This window comes from Polymorphobacter fuscus (genome assembly GCF_011927825.1).
Classification (GTDB): Bacteria; Pseudomonadota; Alphaproteobacteria; order Sphingomonadales; family Sphingomonadaceae; genus Sandarakinorhabdus; species Sandarakinorhabdus fusca.
Genome location: NZ_JAATJI010000002.1, coordinates 223692 through 244640, shown reverse-complemented (window position 1 = coordinate 244640; position 20949 = coordinate 223692). Strand labels below are relative to the sequence as shown.

The window sequence follows — 20949 nt, the reverse complement described above, 5'->3', positions numbered from 1 at the left end:
CCGAACGAAAGCGCCCAAATGCCGCAACTTGCCTATGTCGCCGGCCGCCTGGTGCCGCTGCGCGACGCCCATGTCCATGTCGAGGACCGCGGGCTGCAATTTGCCGATGCGCTGTACGAGGTGGCGGCGGTGATGAACGGCCGGATGCTCGATTGGGACGGGCATCTGACACGGCTGCGCCGGGGCTGCGCGGCGCTGTTCATCGAGTTTTCGATGTCGGATGCGGCACTGCTGGCCCAGGCGCAGCGGCTGGTTGCCGTCAACGGGCACCGCGACGCGCTGCTCTACATGCAGCTGAGCCGCGGCACCGCGCGCCGCGACCACGGGTTCCCGCTCCACGCCCGGCCGACGCTGGTGATGACGGTGCGGCGCTTCGACTTTGCCCAGCGCATCGGCCAGCAGGCCCGGGGGGTCGGCGTCATCACCGTCAACGACATGCGCTGGCAGCGCGTCGACCTGAAGACCACCGGCCTGCTCGCCAATGTCCTCGCCAAGCAGGACGCGCGCGCCGCCGGTGCCTTCGAAGGCTGGCTGGTCAGCGCGGATGGCGACGTGCGCGAGGGCGGGTCGACGAATGCCTATATCGTCCGCGACGGCACCATCATCACCCACCCGCTGTCGGCGCATATCCTGCCCGGCATCGCCCGCGCCACCCTGCTGCGGCTGGCGCGCGACGCGCAGATCACCGTCGTCGAGCGCCCCTTCACGCTCGACGAAGCGTTGGCCGCCGATGAAGCCTTGCTGACGTCCACCACCGCGCCGCTGCTGCCGGTCGTCACCATCGATGGCCGACCCGTCGGCGACGGCGCTCCGGGGCCGGTCGCAGCACGGCTGGCGGCGCTGGTGTGGGACGAGATCGCGCGGCAGACCGGTTGGAAAGCGCCGCGCTGAACCGAAAAGGGGGACCCGAGGCCCCCCTTTCCCTTCCTCACATCGGCGGCGGCGGCATGTCGCCGGGGCCGCGCCCGCCACGCATCTTGCCGATGCGGGCTTCCATCCGGTCCTTCATGGCACGGGCGTTGGCGACAAAGGCCTTGCGGTCCGCGGTCGACAGCTTGGTGAAGCCGGCGAGCATCGCGGCCTGGCGCTTGTCATGACCGACCTGGGCCGCCTGGCGTTCATCGTCCATCGCCCGCTTCAGCGCGCCGGCATCGAGCCGGTCGGCATCGAGAACCGTCAGCATCCGGTCACGGGCCGCCTTGACGGCGTCGCGGTCGCTGCGCGGGTCGCCGCCGGCCTTCATCGCGTCGCGCATCGTCGCCCGACCGGCCTCGCTGAGCCCTGCGAACATGCCGCCGGGACGGCGATCACCGCGCTTGCCCTTGTGCCAGCCGGGCTTGCCGGCGGCGCGGTCGGGTGTGGCCGATGTCGCGGCCGACGGCGCCGCGGGCGTCGTCTGCGCGACCAGTGGGGCGGTGCCGGCAAGCATCACGCCGATCAGGGCCAGGCGCGGCAAGCCGCGAAGTTGGGGCATCGTCATATCAGGGCATCCTCATCAATTGTCGGCGTAAACACATAGGCAAAGTCGGCATCGCCGGCCTCGCTGGTCGCCGTGGCCGACGGCACAGGCGTTTGGGGGGAAACACTGGCGATCTGCTGACCGGTGCCGGACGTCGCCTGGCGCATCGGCGTCAGCGCCACCGCTGCCGCCACGGCAGCAGCGAGCGCGCCCGCGGCAAACCAGCGCCGGCGCGGCGCCGGGGCCGATGCGGCAGCCGGCGCCGGCACCAGCTTGGCCGGGTCGAAGGACCGCACCGGACCCTCGGCCCGCGCCCACTCCGTCAGCAGCGCATCGAGCGGGGCCGCTTCGGCAAGCGCGGCGGCCACCGCCGGATCGCCGGAGAGCGCGAGAACACCGGCACGCTCATCGGCCGGCCAGCGCGCCGGGTCGGCACCGCAGGCGGCAATGATGTCAAGGGCGCGGTCTCGGGTCACGGTGCAGTCTGTCCCATCAGCTTCTTTAATTCCATACGGGCGCGGCCGAGCAATCCCTCGACCGCCTTGGGCGTTGTTTCGAGGACATCGGCGATTTCGGCCATCGACAGGCCGTCGCCATGGAACAACGCCAGCGCCACGCGCTGGCGCGGCAGCAACTGTGCCATCGCCGACGCTAGCCGGGCATTCTGGTCGGCAGCGATGGCGTTGGCGAGCGGATCGGGCGCGTCGCTCGGCATTTCGCCGATCATGTCGATGGGCACCACCGGGCGCATGGCGCGGCGACGGTCGAGACAAAGATTGACGACGATGCGGCGAAACCAGCCTTCCACCGATCCGCGCGCCGGGTCGAACCGGTCGGCAAGGCTCCAGAGCCGGGTCAATGCCTGCTGCACCACGTCCTCGGCACCGGCACGGTCGTTGAGCGTGCGATCCGCCAGGCGCAGCGCCGGCCCCTGCAAGACGCGGACCAGCGCATCGAAGGCGCGCGCATCGCCTGCCACCAGTCGCGCCATCAGCAACGAGGTCGCCGATGGCGGCGGTGGCCCGGCGGGCGGCATCATGGCAGGTTGCAGCGCATTCACATCGGTCTCTACGCGGCCGTCGCCGTCTTTCCCCCGCCGATCCCCGGTCACGTCTGGAACGGCGCTGCGGCCGCCCATTGCGCAACCAGCCCCGCGGCATGGCGGCGCGCCACCACCATGCGATCGGCGTCATAGCCGCCGCCCAGCGTGGAGGCGACCGGAATGCCGCGCGACCGGCAGGCGCCGACGACCATGGCATCGCGCGCCGCCAGCCCGGCATCGGTCAGCGCCAGCCGGCCCAGCCGGTCGGCGGCGTGCGGATCGACTCCGGCCTGGAACAGCACGAGGTCGGGCCGAAGCGCCAGCAACGGCGGCAGTTCGGCGGCAAGCAGCGCCAGATAGGCATCGTCACCCATGGCGTCCGGAAGTTCGACATCGCGAAAGCCGCGCGCCTTGCGCACCGGAAAGTTCTTTTCGGCGTGCATCGAAAAGGTCAGCACATCGTCCCGCCCGGCGAAGATCACGGCGGTACCATCGCCCTGGTGCACATCAAGGTCGACGATCAGGATGCGCGTCGCGTCGCCTTCTGCCACCAGCCGGCTGGCGGCGATGGCGAGGTCGTTGGTGACGCAATAGCCGGCGCCGCCATCGGGCAGCGCATGGTGGCTGCCGCCGGCGCCATTGGCGGCATAGCCGCTGCGCAATGCCCAAAGCGCTGCCGCATGGGTCCCGCCCGCCACCGCCAGCGTGCGGCGCGCCACATCGGCGGTGACCGGAAAGCCGATGCGCCGCTCGCGCTCCGGCGGCACGGCGGCGGCGAGCACCGCGGCGACATAGGCCGGGTCGTGGACCGCCTCCACCCACGCTGCCGGCATCGGCGCCGCGGCCCTGATCGCCAGCGCCTGCCCGGCCTCCGCCAAGGCATCGAGCAGCAGCGCATATTTCGACATGGGGAAGCTATGGCCGGCGGGAAGTGCCGCGACGTAATCAGGGTGATGGAACAGCGGCAGCGGGGCGGTCATGCGCCTGCCCCGTCACGCCAACGCGCGGGTCGCCATCTCCATGACGTCCTTGCTGACGCCGGCGGTACCGGCAATGCGCTGCAATTGCGCCTGCATCAGCGCGCCGCGGCCGGCATCGAAACGCTGCCAGCGCCCCAGCGGCACTGCCAGCCGCGCGGCGCTTTGCGGGTTGATGCGATCGACCGCCAGCAGCTGGTCGGCGAGCAGGCGATACCCGCTGCCGTCGGCGGCATGGAAGCGCCGCTGGTTGGCGGCGAACGCCCCGACCAGCGCACGCAGCCGGTTGGGATTGTGCAGCGTGAAATCCTTGTGCCGCAACAGCACCTGCACCTGTTCGAGCGTGTCGGCACGGGTGCTGAGCGCCTGGACGGTGAACCATTTGTCGATGACATCGCCGTTGCCGGCAAAGCGATCGTAGAAATCGGCCAGACAGGCGTCGCGCTCGGGGGTGTCGGTGTTGATCAGCGCCGACAGCGCGCCGATGCGATCGGTCATCGTCGCCGCGCCGTCATATTGCTGCCGGGCGGCAGCAAGCGCCTCGGCCGAGCCTGCGGTGACCAGATAGGCCAGCGCCACATTGGCGAGCCGCCGCGCCCCCTTGGCGCCGGCGTTGAGCGCCGTGCCGGTGCCCGAATGCCAGTGCCAGGCCTGCCACCATTGCGGCTCCAGCACCGCCGCGATCGCGGCCCGCGCCGCCTCGCGTCGCCGATGGATCGATTCGACATCGACGACACTGGCCTGGTCGCCGATGAAGGCTTCGGTCGGCAGCAGCACCGCCTCCCCGACAAAGGCCGGGTCGAGGCGACCGGCGGCGCCATCGGCCAGCGTCGCCGCGATGGCATCGACGAGCTCGTGCGGGTCGTCGTCGGTGGCCAGCACGTCGAGCGACAGCCGCTGCATCGCCTCCCAACGCGCAAAGGGATCATCGTCAGCGCCGGCCAGAAACGCCAGATCGGCGCGACTGGCGGGCGCGACCACCTTCACCGGCGCCGAGAAACCCCGGTTGAGCGACAGCAGCACGGGCTCGTCCAGATCTTCGAAAACCAGCCGCGTCTCGCCCGCGGTCAGTTCGACAAGCCGTTCGTCGCCGATGCGCCGGCCGCTGTCCCGCCCGATCAGCGCCAGCCGGAACGGCATGTGCATCATCGCCTTGGACGGCTGGCCGGGGGTTGCTGCCAGCGACTGGGCGAGATTGACGGTCAACTGCCGTCCAGCGCGCGCCATGTGCACGGTCACCGTCGGAGTGCCGGCCTGGTCGTACCAGCGGCGGAACTGTGTCAGGTTTCGACCGGTGGCGGCCTCCATTGCGGCAACCCAGTCCTCGCAGGTCACGGCCTGGCCGTCATGCCGCTCGAAATACAGGTCGGTGCCCCGGCGAAAGCCGTCGCGGCCGAGCAGCGTGTGAAGCATGCGGATGACTTCGGCACCCTTGTTGTAGACGGTGGCCGTGTAGAAATTGCCGATCTCGACATAATGGTCAGGGCGGATCGGATGGGCATGCGGCCCGGCATCTTCGGGAAACTGGACGGCACGCAGGGCGCGGACATCGTCGATACGGCGCACCGCGGCGCTGCCCTGGTCCGCGGAAAACTGCTGGTCGCGGAACACCGTCAGCCCTTCCTTCAGGCTGAGCTGGAACCAGTCCCGGCAGGTCACGCGGTTGCCGGTCCAGTTGTGGAAATATTCATGGGCGACAACGCCGGCGACGGCGTCGAAATCGGCGTCGGTCGCAGTTTCGGAATCGGCGAGAATATATTTCGAATTGAAGACGTTGAGGCCCTTGTTCTCCATTGCGCCGGCGTTGAAATCGCTGACCGCGACGATGTTGAACTGGTCGAGGTCATATTCGCGGCCATAGATCCGTTCGTCCCAGTCCATCGATGCCTTCAACGCCGCCATCGCATGGCTGCAGCGGCCGACATCGGCGGCGGCCGTCCAGATCGCCAGCTCGACCCGGCGGCCATTCATGGTGACGAACTCGTCGCGCAGCGCCGCCAACTGCCCGCCGACCATGGCAAACAAATAGCTCGGCTTGGGCCAGGGATCGGTCCAGGTGACGGCATGGCGGCCGCCGTCGAGCGTTTCCGCCGCACCCCGATCGCCGTTCGACAGCAGGATCGGGAATTGCGCCGCGTCCCCTTCCAGCCGCACCGTGTAGAGCGACAAAACGTCCGGCCGGTCCGGGAACCAGGTGATGCGGCGAAACCCTTCGGCCTCGCACTGCGTCACCAGCAGATCGTCGCTGCCGTAGAGGCCCATCAACCGCGTGTTGGTCCGCGGTGCGATCGCCACCTCGATCTCGACCACCGCCGAATCGCCCGGAATGGCGAGCACCAGTTCCTCGCCATTGGGCACGGCTTCGACCGGAGCGCCATCGACGAGGATCCGCCGCGTCTCCAGGTCCTGGCCATCGAGCCGCAAGGGCCGGCGATGGTCGCCGTTCCGCGTCACCGTCAGCCGCGACGTGACCAACGTGCGATCGACGTCGAGTCGCACGTCGAGTGCCACCGTCGGCACCAGCCAGTCGGGCGGGCGATAGTCCGACAGGCGGACCTCGTTCATCTGCAGAACGGTGCGGGCATCGAGCATGGACATCAACATCTTTTGCCTGTTGCAGGGACGATTGTCCAAACTCTTGCCGTCACCATCGTGACGCGCGACAAAACAGCTTCGACCATATTTCCAAGGAGCCGGCATGGCGTTCGACCCCGAACTGGCAACCAGGGCCTGGATGGCAACGCTGAACGGCGCCGCACGGGCCAAGTCCGACGCCTATTTCGAAGGCGGCTATTGGCTGATCCTGTGGGGCGCGCTGGTCGCCATCGCGGTCGATCTCGTCCTGTTGCGGTTCGGCTGGGCGGCGGCGCTGTCGGCGCGGGTGACGCGCTTCACCCGGCGGCGCGGCGTGCAATCATGGCTGTTCGCCATCGTATATCTGCTGGTGACGGCACTTATGGCGCTGCCCTGGACGATCTACACGCGGTTCTTTCGCGAACGCCACTATGGCCTGCTCAACCAGGATTTCGCCGCCTGGGGCAGCGAGCAACTGCTTGCGTTGACGCTCAGCAGCCTTGCCGTCGCGCTGCTGTTCACCGGCATCCATGCCGCCATCCGCCGCTCGCCGCGCGGCTGGTGGATCGGCGCCACGGCGATCACCATCGCCGGCATCGCCTTCTTCGTCGCCATCGCGCCGCTGTATGTCGAACCGCTGTTCAACAAATATGTCCCCCTGCCCGATGGCCCGGTGCGCAGCGCGGTGCTGTCGATGGCGCGCGCCAATGGCGTGCCGGCCGACAATGTGTTCCTGGTCGACGCCTCGCGCCAGACCGACCGGATTTCGGCCAATGTCGCGGGGCTTGGCGGCACCACGCGCATCGCGCTCAACGACAATCTGATGAAGCAGCCGGCCGACGAGATCCGCGCCGTGATGGCGCATGAGCTTGGCCATTATGTGCTCAACCATGGCCCCAAGATGATCATCGCCTTCACGCTGATCGTGGCCGTGGTGTTTCTCGTCCTCAGCATTGCCCTGCCATGGATGCTGGCGCGGTTCGGCCCGCGCTGGCGGGTGACCAGCCTTGACGATCCGGCGATCCTGCCGATCGTCTCCATCCTTGTCACCATCATCGGCGTGCTGCTGACGCCCGCCACCAACACCCTCATCCGCACGCAGGAAATGGAAGCCGATCGCTTCGGCCTCAACGCCGCTCGCGCCCCCGAGTCCTTTGCCAGCATCGCCATGAAGCTGTCGCAATATCGCAAGATCGAGCCCGGCCCGATCGAGGAGGCGCTGTTCTTCGACCACCCTTCGGGCCACACCCGCGTGCTGACGGCGATGCGCTGGAAAGCCGAGCATCTGGACCAGCCCGACGTGCGCTGACCGCGCGGGCCGAGCCTAGTGCCCCGTTTCGGCGGCCGCCGAAACGGTCATCGGCATCACCTCGAACCGCGGATTGCGCAGGCGGCGGCGGATCAGGCTGCCGCTGGGCACCATATAGTCGGCGGTCAGCGTGTAGCGTTCGACGCGATGGACGCCATCGCTGCCGGCAAAGGGGGTATAGCGCCGGCTGCCGATATAGCCGAGCAACGGTTGCGCCCATGCCAGCCGTGCCGAGCCGCGCACGAAGCGGATATCCGCAACCCTTCCGTCGGGCAGGATCCGATACCCGATATCGACCCAGCGCAGCCCCGCCAGGTCCGACCCGCGGGCACCGCGGTCCAACCCGACGCCGTCGAGAAAAGGTGCCGTATCGGGCCGGCCGGGACGTGGCAGTTCGGCGCTCGATATCAGCACGGGTTCCGCTCCACCCGGCTCGGCCGCCAGCAGCGCGACATAGGCATCGGCCTGCTGCGTCCTGCCCGCCCGCGTCGCCAACCGCGCCGCGGTCGAAAGCGCTGCGCGGCGCAGTTCGGCAGCATCCGCGCCCGGCCGCGCCGCGAGGCTGTCGAGCAGCGCCATCGCTTCACTGGTGCGCCCGGTCGATTCGACCGTTACCGCCCGGCGCAGCGACGCGACATCGCCGATGGCGCCGTGGCCGGCCGCCGCAGCACGCGCGGCAATATCGGCATAGCGCGCGATCGCCCCGGTCTTGTCCCCGGTGCGCAATTGCCAGTCGGCCAGCCGCAATTCGGCGGTCAATTGCGGCAGCGAATTGTCCGGCAGCCCCTCGCGCAGCACATTGGCGCTGGCCCAGGTCGCATCGCGCACGATATCCTGGTCGCCTTCGTGCGACGCCAGCGTCGCCTGCGCCTGATACAGCGTCGAAACCGCGATGGGCTCGGCCTTGGCGGCGTCCCTGGTGCGGGTGACAGCGCCCGCCAACAGGCGCTTGGCATCGCGGTAATTCCCCTCGTCGAACAACGCTGAAGCATAGGCGACCGTGACGGCGATGTCCTTGCGGGTCGGGCACAGCTGTTTTGCACAGGCTTCGGCCTGGGCGGCGAGGTCGGGCAACTGCGTCGCCGTGACGGTGATGGTGCCGTCATCATCGATTGCGGCAGCATTTGGCGGGACCATCGCGGCGCTCTGCAGCAACAGGAACAGCACGGACACCATCGTCGCAAGCCTTTGCAATCCACCGACGACACCAAGCTATCACAGCCGCCGCGCGCCGCAATGCGGTCACGCACCACAGCTTGCCGAATCGTCGCCTGCGCGCCTAACCGATGACATGCACCTCCTCGTCCTCGGCCTCGGTTACACGGCAGCGCGGTTCGCGGCGGCCTTTCCCGGCGCCGTGACCGCCGTCCGCTCGCGGCCCGGGCCGGACACGCTGACACTCGGCGACCCGGCGCTGCCCGGCGTGATCGCGGCAGCGACGCACATCCTGTCCTCGGTACCGCCGGCAGCCAGCGGCGACGACCCGGTGCTCGTCGCGCACGGCGATGCGATTGCTGCCGCCCCGGCGCGCTGGGTCGGCTATCTGTCATCGACCGGAGTTTATGGCGACGCTGCCGGCGCCTGGGTCGACGAAGCCGCGCCGCTGAACGGTCGCCGCTCCGGGCGGCTCGCTGCCGACGAGGCCTGGCAGGCCCTGCATCCGCAGGCGCGGGTCTTTCGGCTGCCCGGCATCTATGGCCCCGGCCGGAGCGCGCTCGACCGGCTGCGCGCCGGGCCGGTGGCGCGCATCGACCTGCCCGGCCATGTGTTTTCGCGCGTCCATGTCGATGACATCGTCGGCGCGATGCTTGCCAGCCTGCGCCGCGGCGCGCCGGGGATCTACAATCTTTGCGACGACGAGCCTGCCCCCGGCGAGGCCGTTACCGCCTTTGCGGCGCAGTTGCTGGGGGTCGCACCGGCCCCGTTGCAGACGCTCGACGCGGCGCAGCTGTCGCCGATGGGCCGTGCCTTTTATGGCGAGTGCCGCCGTGTCGCCAATGGCAAGATGACGCGGGATTTGGGGTATGACTTGCGCTATCCTGACTATCGCGATGGGCTGCGCGCCTGTCTTGGGGAGATGACGTCATGAAGTTCGGGGCAGGCCAGTCGGTCAAACGTGTCGAAGATGTTCGCCTGTTGACCGGCAAGGGCAATTTTACCGACGACTTGCAGCGTGACGGCATGTTGTACGGAGTAACGCTGCGGTCCCCCTATGCCCATGCCGAGATCAGGGGGATCGATACCAGCGCGGCGCGCGCGGTGCCCGGCGTCGTCGCGGTCTATACATATCAGGACATTGCCGAATATGGCCCGGTGCCGTGCCTGGTGCCCTTCTCGGCGCCGCTCGAAACGCCGCGCATCCTTCTCGCCGACACCCGCGTCCGCTTCGTCGGCGACGCGGTCGCCTTTGTCGTTGCCGAAAGCCGCGAGGCGGCGCGCGCCGGGTCGGAAGCGATCGAGGTCGATTACAGCGAGCTTCCGGTCGTCGCCTCGCTCGAAGCGGCGCTTGCCGAGGGCGCTCCCAGGATCTGGGACGCGGCGAAGTCGAACAGCCTGTTCGACTGGGCGGCAGGCGATGGCGACAAGGCCGCGGCGGCGCTGGCCGGCTCCGCGCATGTCACCGCGCTGCGCATCGTCCAGAATCGCGTTGCGCCGACGTCGATGGAGGTGCGCGCCGCGCTCGGCGAATATGACCCGGCGACCGGCGTCTATACCCTGTCGACGGGCAGCCAGGGCGTCGCCGGGATGCGCCAGATGCTGGCGGGGCCGATCCTCAAGGTCGCCCCCGACAAGGTCAAGATCGTCACCGGAGATGTCGGCGGCGGGTTCGGCATGAAGACCTTCGTCTATGCCGAATATCCGCTCGTTCTCCACGCCGCCAAGGCGCTCGGCCGGCCGGTGAAATGGACCGGGGAGCGCAGCGACGCGTTCCAGACAGATACCCATGGCCGCGCCATGGTCAGTGAAGCCCGGCTCGGCTTCGACGACCAGGGCCTGATCACGGCGCTGGCGGTGGAGACCTGGTCCGATCTCGGCGCCTATCAGGCGCAATATGGCCCCGCCATCCAGACCGTCGCTGGCGGCAAGATCATGGGCGGCGTCTATCGCATCCCGGTCATCCACAACCTCGTCCATGGCGTCGTCACCAACACCGCGCCGGTCGATGCCTATCGCGGGGCCGGGCGACCCGAATCGGCCTATGTCATGGAACGGCTGATCGAGGCCGCGGCGCGCGAACTGGGGCTTGGTGTCGACGAAATCCGCCGCCGCAACCTGCTGACGCCCGCCGAATTGCCACACGACAACGGAATCGGGCTGACCTTCGATATCGGCAATTTCCCGGCCGTGCTCGAAAAGGCGCTGCGCCAGGCCGATTGGGCGGGCTTTTCGGCCCGCAAGGCAGCGGCAGCCGCCAAGGGCCTGCGGCTGGGCCGCGGCATCGCTTATTATGTCGAGATCGCCGGCGGCGGCGGCAGCGACGAATATGCCGATGTCCGCGTTGCTGCCGATGGCATTGTCGAAATGGCGGTCGGCACCCAGTCCAACGGCCAGGGCCATGAAACCGCCTATGCACAGGTGCTCAGCGAGCGGCTGGGCATCGACATGGACGATATCCGCATCGTCCAGGGCGATACCGACCGGCTCGACGAAGGCCATGGCACCGGCGGCTCGCGATCGATGGCGTTTGGCGGCGGCGCCGTGCTGGCATCGGCCGATGCCCTGATCGAACGCGGGCTGGAACTGGCGCGTGCCGATCTGGAGGCCGCCGAAATCGATTATGCCGATGGCGTGTTCCGCGCCCGCGGCACCAACGCGACGCGCAGCCTTGCCGAACTTGCCGCCGCGCATCCCGGCGGGCTTGATGGACGCAGCAAATATACCACCGGCAAGCCGGCGCCGTCGTTCCCCAACGGCTGCCACATCGCCGAGGTGTCGCTCGATCCTGCGACCGGCAAGGTCACCGTCACCCGCTATTCGCTCGTCGATGACTTCGGCAAGCTGGTCAACCCGATGCTGGTCGAAGGCCAGGTCCATGGCGGCGTCGCCCAGGGGCTGGGCCAGGTGCTGCTGGAGGATATCGTCTATTCGGACGATGGCCAGCTCGTCACCGGCAGCTTCATGGACTATGGCGTGCCGCGCGCCGACGACATGCCGGCAGCGATCGGCTTCGACACGCTGGGCACGCCGAGCCCGACCAATCCGCTCGGCGTCAAGGGCTGCGGCGAAGCGGGCACCATCGGCGCCATGCCGTCGATCATGAACGCCATCATCGATGCGCTCGACGGGACCCAGATCGAGATGCCGGCGACGATCGAAAAGCTGTGGCGGGCCGCAAGGGCGCTCGATCGCCCTCTGGCGGCCGAATAGGGCCCAGGCCGCGGTTAGGCGATGATCGCGACCAATACCGCCCAGCCGAGCATCAGCAACGGCACCGTCATCACCTGCGCCCAGGCGGCCCGGCCGGTCAGGTAACCGCTGGCGGTGTCGATTCCCCAGGCGCCGCGCTGCGGATAGGCATCGGTATCACGGCCGCCAGCGCGCGCCAACAGAAGCGGCAAGCCATAATAGGCAACCAGCACGACCGCGAAGATGGTGAAGAACAGCCCGATCCCGGCGCCGCCGCGAAAGGCAAACCCCATCACGGCGAGATAGCCGATGGCGACCACGACGAGCTGCAGGAAAAGCCGGGCCGGAAGGTCGAACCGCAATGGCGGCGGTGCATCGGCCACGCTGACGACCGGCATCGGCGGCGACGCCACCGTCGGCCCTGCGCCCCCGTTTTCGGACAGTTCGAGTTTCATTGTCGTCCTCCCACCCGTCGATTGTGGACAGGCGAGGTCTAGGACCGGCGGTTTCGGGCCACCTTGATATGCGTCAAAATACCGGTCTCACACGATGTCAGTGGGCGATCAGCATCGGCACCGGCGCGTCGCCGAGCAGGCCGCGGGTGACGCCGCCGAAGATCGTCTGACGCAGGCGGGAATGGCCATAGGCGCCCTGGACCATCCAGGTGACGCCGGTTTCCGTCAGGACGGCGCGGATCACCGTTTCGATGCTGTCGCCATCGGCGCTACGCTCCATGACATCGGCGTTGATGCCGTGGCGCGCCATATAGGCGGCGGCATCACGGGCGCGCAGGTCGGGGTTCTTCTCCTCGACCGTCAGCACGGTGACCGACGCCGCCATGCGCAGCAGCGGCATGGCGGCACGCATCGCCAGCGCCGCCTCCTGCGAGCCGTCCCAGGCCACCAGCGCCGGACCGGCGACCATGAGCCCGCGACTGGCTGGCGGCACGGCGAGGACCGGGGTCGGCGCGCCGATCGCGACGTCGCCGGTCAAGGCGATCTTGGCGCTGGCGGCGGCGCTGAACGGCCCGCTGTTCATCACCACGATATCGGCAAGCCGGGCCAGCATCGCGAGCGAATCGACAAGGTCGCCATCGCGCGCGACCCATTGCCATTCGACCGCTTCGGCCGCGAACCGAGCTTCGACGGCGGTGCGCTCGCGCCGGCGTTCGCCTTCGACCGCCTCGATCAGCGAGGTGATCGGAAACGCGCCCAGCCCGGCGTCGCCCACGGCATAGGCGGCATAAGGCGTGACCTGCACCGCGACGACCTGCCCTGAACAGGCCCGGGCAAGGTCGAAGGCTGCCTGCAGCCGTGCCTCCTGGCCTTCATCGGCGTCGATCGGCACCAGGATCGTTTTCATGCGGCATCTCCCCCGGGTCGGGAGCGGCGGCGCCGACCGACCGATGCAAGAATCCTACGCCGTCGTCGCCACGGCAGCAAGGGCCGGCGCATTGCGGACGACGACGCCGCGGCGCCCGACCCGCTCGATCATGCCGGCGGTTTCGAGGTGCTTCATCTGCCGACTGACGGTCTCGATCGTCAGGCCCAGCAGTTCGGCGATTTCGCCCCTGCTCAGCGGCAGGTCGAACGCCGGGGCTGCGCCGGGGCGACATCCGGGGGCCTGGCGACGGCCGATATCGTCGACGAAGCCCGCGACCCGCGCCGTTGCGCTGGCGTGCGCCATGCGCACCATGGTCAGCCGGGCATGATCGAGCGCGGCCAGGGTCCGCTGCAGCAGCAGCCGTTCCATCCGGCCATGGTTGGTCAGCGCGCGTTCGAAGGCGGCGCGCGGAAAGACGCAGAGCTCGACCTCGGTGACCGCCACGACATCCTGGTCGATGGCGCCGGCAAAAGGCCGGCCGACGAAATCCCCCGGATACAACAGTCCGGTGATCGTCTCGTCGCCCGCCGCCGTCGTCGTGCTGATTTTCATCACGCCGCGCTGCAGATTGGCGCAGACCAGCGGCGGATCGCCGGCGCGCATCAGCGTGTCGCCGCGCGCCAGCGTGCGCTGCACGCCCAGCTGGGCCAGCGCCGCCAGTTCGGCGTCGTCGAGACTGCCGCACAGGGCGCGGTCCCGAACCCCACAATCTTCGCATCGCCGGGTCATTGTCTTCCTCCAGGCTGGACGATAGCGGCAGCGGCGGGCCCGGCCAAGCGCTTCAACCCCGGCTGCGCAAGGCGATGACGAGGCCGACCAGCGCCAGCCCCGCCCCGGCCACGGCCAGCGCCGACCAGCGATAGCCTTCGAAGGCCGTCGACAACGACATTGCCACCAGCGGCACGATGACGCTGGAATAGGCCGCCTTGCCGGCACCGATCTCCCGGATCAGCGCATAATAAACGCTGAAGGCCACCGCCGAGGCGACGATGCCGAGATAGGCCAGACCGGCGATATAGGTTGGCGACGCATCGAACACCGGCGGTCCCGCTGTCGCCCAGGCGACACCGGCGTTGATCGCGGTGCCATAGAACATCGCCCAGGCCAGCCCCGCTTCCAGCGGCTGGGCGCGGCCGGTGGCACTGGCCTGCATGACATTGGCCACCCCGGCGGCGAGAACGCCGGCGATCGCCAGTGCCATGCCCAGTCCGATCTCGCCGCCATCGGCGCCCGGGGCAAACAGGTCACGCGCGAAGACCAGCGCCAGCCCGGCGATGCCGATGCCGCTCCCAATCGCAAAGCCCGGCGTGATGCGGGTGCCGAGGAACAACGCCGACAGCACCGCATTGGGGATGACGAGCAGCGCAAAGGTCAACGCCACCAGCCCCGACGCCAGATGCACCTCGGCGCGATAGACGAAGTTGAAGTTAAGGCAGAACTGCATCAGCCCGACAGCGAGCGCAAAGGCATGGCCGCGCGGCGAGAGCCACAGTCGCTTGCCCGACACCAGCGCCACGCCGGCCATGATGGTGCCGGCCAGAAGGAACCGCCAGGTGATCGACCACGACACGGGGACGACGCCCAGTTGCGTCTTGATGACCAGCCAGGTGCTGCCCCAGATCAGCGTGACGGTGATGAAGCTGATGGCGACGCGCAGCGGACTTCGTGGCGAGGCGGCGGGCGCGTGCATGACGGCGGCTTAGAACGTCGCGGCGGCCGGCGATAGAGCGCTACCCGAGCGCCGCCGCCAACGCCGCGACATCGCCCGGCGGCGTGTCCCAGGCGACGACGAAACGCGCCTCGTTCGACCCCGCCGCGCCCCAGTCATAGAAGGAAAAGCCCTGCGCACGCAGCCGCTCGGGCTCGCCGGGGCGAAGCTGGACGAAGACCTCGTTGGCTTCCACCGGATAGAGCAGTCGCCCGGCAGCAGCGGCGGCCAGTTGCGCCGCGCCGGCGTTGGCGGCGCGGGCGTTGCGCAGCCAGACATCATCGCGGACCATCGCCAGCAGCTGCGCCGCCTGGAAGCGGCCCTTGGACGGCATCTGGCCGGCGCGCTTGCGGCGGAAACGCAGCTCGGCCACCAGTTCGGGGGCGAACACGACCAGCGCTTCGGCCGTCATGCCGCCGTTCTTGATCATCCCGAACGACAGGATATCGACTCCCGCGCGCCAGCTGATGTCACCGGGAGCGCAACCGAGATGCGCGACGGCATTGGCGAAACGCGCGCCGTCGAGGTGGACGCGCCAGCCCTTCGCCCGGGCATGATCGCCAAGGGCCGCCAGCGCGTCGGGGGCATAAACGGTGCCGGCTTCGGTCGCCTGGGTCAGCGACAACGCGCGGGCCTGGACCTGGTGGACATCGCCGCGGTGGCCGGCAAGCGCCGTGTCGATCCCCGAAGCGGTCAGCCGGCCATCGCCGCCGGGCACGAGCAGCAGCTTGGCGCCGCCAGTGAAGAATTCCGGTGCACCGCATTCATCGACATGGATGTGCGCCTCGCTGTGGCAGACGACCGCGCCGAACGGCGGCACCATGGCCGCCAGCGCCAGCGCATTGGCGGCGGTACCGGTGCCGACGGGCAACACGGTGCAGGCGCGCCCGAACAGTGCGCCGAATTCGGCGTCGAGTTGTGCCGAGACGGCATCGCCATCATAGCCGGCGGCAGCCGCCGGCGCCGCTGCGACCACGGCATCGAGCACTTCGGGGCAGGGCGAGGCGGCATTGTCGGACAGGAAGAACATCAGGCAGGGCTCGCGTCGGGCTGGTTGTCGGGATGGGCGGGCGCGGCAAAATCGAGGCTGTTGACTGCCGCTTCGATGGCGAGGAGGCGCGGCCAACGCCTCAGATCGGTCGCGACGCGGCGGGCATTGTACAGCTGCGGTACCAGGCAAAGATCGGCGATCGACAGCGCATCGCCATGGAGGAACCGCCCGCCATGGGCCACCGCAAAGGCATCGAGCGCGTCGAAGCCGTCGGCGATCCAGTGGCGCGCCCAGCCATCGACGGCGCGGCTGTCGTGACCCAGCGCCTTCAGATAGGTCTGGATGCGCAGATTGTTGACCGGGTGGATATCGGCAGCGACGATCAGCGCGGCAGCACGCACGCGCGCCCGGCCCAGGGCGTCGGCGGGCAGCAACGGCGGTGCGGGGTGGACCTCGTCGAGATATTCGATGATCGCCAGGCTCTGGCCGAGCGCGGTGTCGCCATCAACCAGCAGGGGCAGCAACCCCTGTGGATTGCGCGCCAGATAATCGGGCGCCGACTGCTCGCCGGCGCGCAGGTCGATGGGGATGGTGGTGGCGGGCAGCCCCTTCCATGCCAGCGCCAGCCGCACGCGCCAGGCCGCCGACGACCGCCAATAGCTGTAGAGCGTCAGCACAGCGATTATTTCCGGGGCCGGCCTTCGAACGGATTCTTGCCGCCCCGGAAACTCAGCCGGATCGGCACGCCTTCGAAATCGAGATCGTCGCGCAGGCTGTTGACGAGATAGCGGCCATAGCTGGCGGGCAAATCGTCGGTGCGGTTGCCGAAGATGATGAAGCTCGGCGGCCGCGCCGCCACCTGGGTAACATAGCGGAGCTTGATGCGCGTGCCGCCGGCGGCGGGCGGCGGGTTGCGGTCGAGCGCGCTTTCGAACCAGCGGTTGAGTTGCGAGGTCGAGACCCGCCGAGACCATTTGGTGCGGGTTTCGGTGACCGCCTTCATCAGGATGTCGAGGCCCTTGCCGGTCTGTCCCGACAGCGCCACCAGCGGCACGCCGCGGATCTGCGACAGGCCATCGTCGAGCGCCTTGCGCACCCCCTGGAACAGCGACGACTGGTCCTGCGCCACGTCCCATTTGTTCAGCGCGATGACCAGCGCCCGGCCTTCGGACAGCACCATGTCGGCGATCCGCAGGTCCTGCGCCTCCAGCCCCAGCGTCGCGTCGAGCAGCAGCACGACGACTTCGGCGAAATCGACCGCCAGCTTGGTATCGGCGGCGGACATCTTTTCCAGCTTGTCGCTGACCTTGGCGCGCTTGCGCAACCCCGCGGTGTCGACGAGCCGGACCGAAAGGCCGTGATACTCCCAGGGAATGGCAATGGAATCGCGGGTGATGCCGGCTTCGGGGCCAACAACCAGCCGCGCTTCGCCGATCAAGGTGTTGATCAGCGTCGATTTGCCGGCGTTGGGACGGCCGACGATAGCCATCTTCAGCGGACCTTCGGGAATATCGGGTATTTCCGGCATCTCGGGCGGCACGTCGTCATCGGACTCGACCACCGGTGCGTCGATGTGCGGGGCAAGGGCTTCGAACAAATCGGCCATGCCCTCGCCATGTTCGGCGGAAATCTGAATGGGGTCACCAAGGCCGAGGCGGTAGCTTTCGGCGACTCCCAGCTCCCCTGCCCGGCCTTCCGCCTTGTTGGCGACGAGGATCAGCGGCGTGCCGCGGCGGCGCAGCCAATCGGCAAAATGCTTGTCGAGCGGGGTGATTCCGGCGCGGGCATCGAAGACCAGCAACGCCACACAGGCGTCGCCGACGGCAAGATCGGTCTGCTGCCGCATGCGCCCGGCCAGGCTGGCGGCGTCGGCATCCTCGAACCCTGCCGTATCGACGATAGTGAAGCGCAGGTCGAAAAGCCTGGCCTCGCCCTCCCGGCGGTCGCGGGTGACGCCGGGGGTGTCGTCGACAAGCGCGAGCTTGCGCCCGACGAGACGGTTGAACAGGGTGGATTTGCCGACATTGGGGCGACCGACGATGGCCACCCGCGGCAGGCTGTGGGTGCTGGACATGCGGCGGGCCTTAGCAGGACCGGGCGGCGTCCGCCATGACGGCGTGCGCGGCCCTCAGCGCCAGGCCGTCAGCTTGCCGTCGTCGGTGAGCAGATAGAGGCTGTTGTCGGCGACGATCGGCGGCAGATAAGCGGCCGATTTGAGTTTGGTCGTCGATGTCACCTCGCCCGTGTACGGCGAAATCGTGACCATCTGCTGGTTGGAACCGACAACGAACAGCCGGTCGCCGGCAAGGACCGGCCCCGACCATTGGATCGGATCGGTCTTCTTCTTGGGCTTCTTGTAGCGGTCGAGCGAGCGGACCCAGCGCACCTTACCGTCGCGGCGGGTCATGCAGATGACCTCCCCCTCCAGCGTGACGATATAGACGAACTCGCCGGCCACCCAGGGCGTGGAGGTGCCGGCAAAATTGCGTTCCCACACCCGCTGCCCGGTGGCGAGTTCCAGCGCCGCCATGCGGCCGCCATGGCCGATGGCATAGACGCGGCCGCGGTCGATGACCGGCGAAGCGTCGATGTCCGACAGTGCCGCCATCGCCGTCGAACGCCCGGTGCGAGCCAGCGCATCCGCCCAGACGGTGCGGCCGTTTTCGGCGCGCAGCGCATTGAGCTCGCCGCTGGAAAAGCCGACGACGACGGTGTCCTGCGCCACGGCGGGCGCAGCCGCGCCGAGCAGCCCTGCGACCTCCACCGTGCCGGACACGGTCCAGGCGGTTTCGCCGGTGTCCGCCTGAAGCGAGAATAGCTGGTTGTCGATGGTCAGCGCATAGACGCGGTTGGCATAGACCGATGGTGCGCCGCGCAGCGGCTCGGCCAGCTTCTGCTGCCAAAGCTCCTTGCCGGTGGCGGTGTCATAGGCCGCGATGATGCCATAGCCGGTGGTGGCGAACACCCGGCCATCGGCCACCGAAACGCCGCCACCGAAGGCCGAATTGCTGTTGCGGCCGGGCAGCGTGATCCGCGCCTGCCAGGCCAGCGCCCCGGTGCGCGCATCGAAGGCACGGACATCACCGCCGGTGTCCATCGTGAAGATACGGCCGCCCGACACCACTGGCCCGGCGTTGAGCCGGCGCGTGCCGGTGCTGCCCTGGCCGATCGAGACGGTCCAGGCGGTGTTGATCCGTTCCGGCAATGCCGGATGTCCGTTGGCCTTCGATGCCGACCCGCCGGGCTGGCTCCATTCGGCATTGGCTTCCTGCGTCGGCAACACGACGACGAGGTCGGCGAGTTCGGCTTCCGCCTGGGCCCGGGTTTCGAAATTGAGCACCGGGATACGTTCGCCGACCGTCTGCGACTTGGGCTGGGTCTTCTTGAAGACACCGCAGCCCGACACGCCGAGCGCCAGCGCGAGCATGAGTGCGAAAGCGGGTGTGGGGTGTTTCAAGCAACGGCCCTTATGGTGCAGGTTGCGGGGATGCCGCAGGGGTTGATGCCGACGCAGCGGACGGCGCGGCCGCATCGAGCTTGAGCGTGCGCTGGTCGACACCCAGCGACAAAGCCAACTGGGCGGCGCGGCCCCGCATGCTCGGCGAATTGCTCTCGTCGAGGACGATCGCCGTCAACAGCGGCTTGGCGGCGTCGGGCTTGCCCGCCTTCAGCTGTGCGATCGCCGTCATTTCGGCAGCGATGCCGAACCACGGGTTGCCGGGAACGGCAAGACCCTTCAACCGATCGACGACCGTTGCCGGCGGCAAGCCGTCGAAACCCAGCCGGACGGACTTGATCAGCGCCGCATCGCGCAGCGGCTGGCCGACCTTGCTGTCGGCGGCCACGGCATCGAGCAGCTTCACGGCACGCGCGGTATCGCCGCTGGCGACGGCATCCGAGGCCTGGACCATGCGCGCCAGCGGCGCATAGCCGGCAGGACCATCGGTTGCCAGCCGATCGAGCACCGGCCGCGCGCGGGCGCCTTCGCCGACATCGAGCTGCTCGACGGCACGTGCAAATTCTTCCCCGGCCACCCCGGCCTTGCCCGCAGACTGGTCACGCCACCACAGCCAGCCGGCAAGCGCTGCCAGCAGCACGACGACGACGACGATGGAGACGATGCCATAGCGCTGCCAAAGCGACGCCACCTGGTCACGGCGCACGCCTTCGTCGACTTCGCGCAGAAAGGCATCGTCGGGATTGCTGGGGGTCACGGCCAAGGTCGGCAAGCTCCAGATAATGCGTTGCGTGCGCCGCTCGTTGCGGAACCGCTAAAGTCGCCGGGCTGAATGCCCGATGACCGATCAGAGATAAAGTTGTTTCTCGGTCGGAAACCGCCGCTCGCGCACCGCGGCGGCATAGGAGGCAGCGGCGGCGTCGATCCGCACCGCCAGGTCGTCGAAGCGCTCGACGAAGCGCGGCACGCGTTCGAACATGCCGAGCATGTCATCGACGACCAGCACCTGTCCGTCACAGGCCAGCGAGGCGCCGATGCCGATGGTCGGGCAGCGGACCGTTTCGGTGATCCGCCGGCCCAGCGTTTCGACGACGCCTTCGACGACCAGTGCGAAGGCGCCGGCATCGGCAATCGCCGTCGCATCGGCCAGGATGGTGGCGGCCTCGGTTTCGCTGCGCCCACGCGCACCATAGCCACCCAGCGCGTTGACCGCCTGCGGCGTCAGCCCGACATGGCCGACAACGGGGATGCCGCGGCGCGCCAGGAACGTCACCGTTTCCGCCATGGCAACGCCGCCTTCCAGCTTCACCGCGGCGGCACCGGTTTCCTTCATCACCCGCGCCGCACTTTCGAAGGCGTGTTGCGGCGACGCTTCATAGCTGCCGAACGGCATGTCAACGACGACGACCGCCCGATACGAGCCGCGCACGACCGCGGCACCATGGGCGATCATCATGTCCAGCGTCACCTTGACGGTGGTATCGAGGCCATAGATCACCTGCCCCAGCGAATCGCCGACCAGCAGCATGTCGCAATGCTTGTCGAGCAACTGCGCCATGCGCGCGGTATAGGCGGTCAGCATGACGATTGGTTCGCCGCCCTTGCGTTTGGCGATGGCCGGCACTGTCAGCCGGCGGACAGGTTCGGGCACCGGATGGGCGCGGCTGGTGGCGGTGTCCAGGGTGAAGGTTGTCGACATGGC

At 68.6% G+C, this 20949-nt stretch carries 20 protein-coding genes; 4 read left to right on the top strand and 16 right to left on the bottom strand.

Going from position 1 to position 20949, the window contains the following annotated elements; translation table 11 throughout:
• Positions 1 to 18: 18 nt before the first annotated feature.
• Positions 19 to 891 (top strand): D-amino-acid transaminase, encoded by an 873-nt coding sequence (locus tag GGQ62_RS14480; RefSeq protein ID WP_152578031.1) that lies wholly within the window; start codon positions 19 to 21, stop codon positions 889 to 891.
• A gap of 37 nt (positions 892 to 928) precedes the next feature.
• Here GGQ62_RS14480 and GGQ62_RS14475 read toward each other — a convergent pair whose 3' ends face one another.
• The 5 genes from GGQ62_RS14475 to pepN all read right to left on the bottom strand — a co-directional run bounded on the left by GGQ62_RS14475 (position 929) and on the right by pepN (position 6070).
• Positions 929 to 1480 carry a periplasmic heavy metal sensor gene (locus GGQ62_RS14475; protein WP_152578032.1) on the bottom strand — a complete coding sequence of 184 codons (552 nt, stop codon included), beginning with the start codon at positions 1478 to 1480 and terminating at the stop codon, positions 929 to 931.
• Positions 1477 to 1935, bottom strand: a complete 459-nt coding sequence (locus GGQ62_RS14470; protein ID WP_152578033.1) for a hypothetical protein — start codon at positions 1933 to 1935, stop codon at positions 1477 to 1479. The genes GGQ62_RS14475 and GGQ62_RS14470 overlap by 4 nt, the downstream gene beginning before the upstream one ends.
• The gene (locus GGQ62_RS14465; protein ID WP_167649687.1) at positions 1932 to 2498 is read right to left on the bottom strand and encodes a sigma-70 family RNA polymerase sigma factor; all 567 of its coding nucleotides are present in this window, start codon (positions 2496 to 2498) and stop codon (positions 1932 to 1934) included. The genes GGQ62_RS14470 and GGQ62_RS14465 overlap by 4 nt, the downstream gene beginning before the upstream one ends.
• Before the next feature lie 68 nt (positions 2499 to 2566).
• Positions 2567 to 3481, bottom strand: coding sequence for a histone deacetylase family protein (locus tag GGQ62_RS14460; RefSeq protein ID WP_152578035.1), 915 nt, complete (start codon positions 3479 to 3481; stop codon positions 2567 to 2569).
• 12 nt (positions 3482 to 3493) lie between these two features.
• Entirely contained in the window at positions 3494 to 6070 is a 2577-nt protein-coding gene (gene pepN, locus GGQ62_RS14455) for an aminopeptidase N (RefSeq protein WP_152578278.1), read from the bottom strand.
• Positions 6071 to 6176: 106 nt separating this feature from the next.
• Here pepN and GGQ62_RS14450 point away from each other — a divergent pair, with 106 nt between their 5' ends.
• The gene (locus GGQ62_RS14450) at positions 6177 to 7361 is read left to right on the top strand and encodes a M48 family metalloprotease (protein WP_152578036.1); all 1185 of its coding nucleotides are present in this window, start codon (positions 6177 to 6179) and stop codon (positions 7359 to 7361) included.
• 15 nt (positions 7362 to 7376) lie between these two features.
• On the opposite strand, the gene GGQ62_RS14445 is transcribed toward GGQ62_RS14450, so the two are convergent.
• The gene (locus tag GGQ62_RS14445; RefSeq protein ID WP_152578037.1) at positions 7377 to 8537 is read right to left on the bottom strand and encodes a hypothetical protein; all 1161 of its coding nucleotides are present in this window, start codon (positions 8535 to 8537) and stop codon (positions 7377 to 7379) included.
• Positions 8538 to 8652: 115 nt separating this feature from the next.
• On the opposite strand from GGQ62_RS14445, the gene GGQ62_RS14440 reads away from it, so the two are divergent.
• A complete protein-coding gene (locus GGQ62_RS14440; protein ID WP_152578038.1) occupies positions 8653 to 9450 on the top strand; it encodes a Rossmann-fold NAD(P)-binding domain-containing protein in 798 nt (265 codons plus the stop codon).
• On the top strand, positions 9447 to 11729 hold the full coding sequence (locus GGQ62_RS14435) for a xanthine dehydrogenase family protein molybdopterin-binding subunit (RefSeq protein ID WP_152578039.1): 2283 nt from the start codon (positions 9447 to 9449) through the stop codon (positions 11727 to 11729). Before GGQ62_RS14440 ends, GGQ62_RS14435 begins: the two co-directional genes overlap by 4 nt.
• A 14-nt stretch (positions 11730 to 11743) precedes the next feature.
• Here GGQ62_RS14435 and GGQ62_RS14430 read toward each other — a convergent pair whose 3' ends face one another.
• The 10 genes from GGQ62_RS14430 to panB all read right to left on the bottom strand — a co-directional run bounded on the left by GGQ62_RS14430 (position 11744) and on the right by panB (position 20946).
• Complete coding sequence (locus GGQ62_RS14430; protein ID WP_152578040.1) at positions 11744 to 12163, bottom strand: hypothetical protein; 420 nt, start codon at positions 12161 to 12163, stop codon at positions 11744 to 11746.
• 97 nt (positions 12164 to 12260) lie between these two features.
• Positions 12261 to 13070 (bottom strand): universal stress protein, encoded by an 810-nt coding sequence (locus GGQ62_RS14425; protein WP_152578041.1) that lies wholly within the window; start codon positions 13068 to 13070, stop codon positions 12261 to 12263.
• Between the two features lie 54 nt (positions 13071 to 13124).
• Complete coding sequence (locus GGQ62_RS14420) at positions 13125 to 13820, bottom strand: Crp/Fnr family transcriptional regulator (RefSeq protein ID WP_152578042.1); 696 nt, start codon at positions 13818 to 13820, stop codon at positions 13125 to 13127.
• Positions 13821 to 13872: 52 nt separating this feature from the next.
• Positions 13873 to 14781, bottom strand: coding sequence for a DMT family transporter (locus GGQ62_RS14415; RefSeq protein WP_152578043.1), 909 nt, complete (start codon positions 14779 to 14781; stop codon positions 13873 to 13875).
• A 40-nt stretch (positions 14782 to 14821) separates the two neighbouring features.
• On the bottom strand, positions 14822 to 15829 hold the full coding sequence (locus GGQ62_RS14410) for a threonine aldolase family protein (RefSeq protein WP_152578044.1): 1008 nt from the start codon (positions 15827 to 15829) through the stop codon (positions 14822 to 14824).
• On the bottom strand, positions 15829 to 16467 hold the full coding sequence (gene maiA, locus GGQ62_RS14405) for a maleylacetoacetate isomerase (protein ID WP_341533744.1): 639 nt from the start codon (positions 16465 to 16467) through the stop codon (positions 15829 to 15831). The genes GGQ62_RS14410 and maiA overlap by 1 nt, the downstream gene beginning before the upstream one ends.
• A 5-nt stretch (positions 16468 to 16472) precedes the next feature.
• Positions 16473 to 17864, bottom strand: coding sequence for a ribosome biogenesis GTPase Der (der, locus tag GGQ62_RS14400; RefSeq protein ID WP_167649686.1), 1392 nt, complete (start codon positions 17862 to 17864; stop codon positions 16473 to 16475).
• Between the two features lie 54 nt (positions 17865 to 17918).
• The gene (locus GGQ62_RS14395) at positions 17919 to 19217 is read right to left on the bottom strand and encodes an outer membrane protein assembly factor BamB family protein (RefSeq protein WP_194163379.1); all 1299 of its coding nucleotides are present in this window, start codon (positions 19215 to 19217) and stop codon (positions 17919 to 17921) included.
• A 40-nt stretch (positions 19218 to 19257) separates the two neighbouring features.
• Positions 19258 to 20004 carry a tetratricopeptide repeat protein gene (locus GGQ62_RS14390; protein ID WP_167649685.1) on the bottom strand — a complete coding sequence of 249 codons (747 nt, stop codon included), beginning with the start codon at positions 20002 to 20004 and terminating at the stop codon, positions 19258 to 19260.
• Positions 20005 to 20094: 90 nt separating this feature from the next.
• Positions 20095 to 20946 carry a 3-methyl-2-oxobutanoate hydroxymethyltransferase gene (gene panB / locus GGQ62_RS14385; protein WP_152578048.1) on the bottom strand — a complete coding sequence of 284 codons (852 nt, stop codon included), beginning with the start codon at positions 20944 to 20946 and terminating at the stop codon, positions 20095 to 20097.
• Positions 20947 to 20949: the final 3 nt, after the last annotated feature.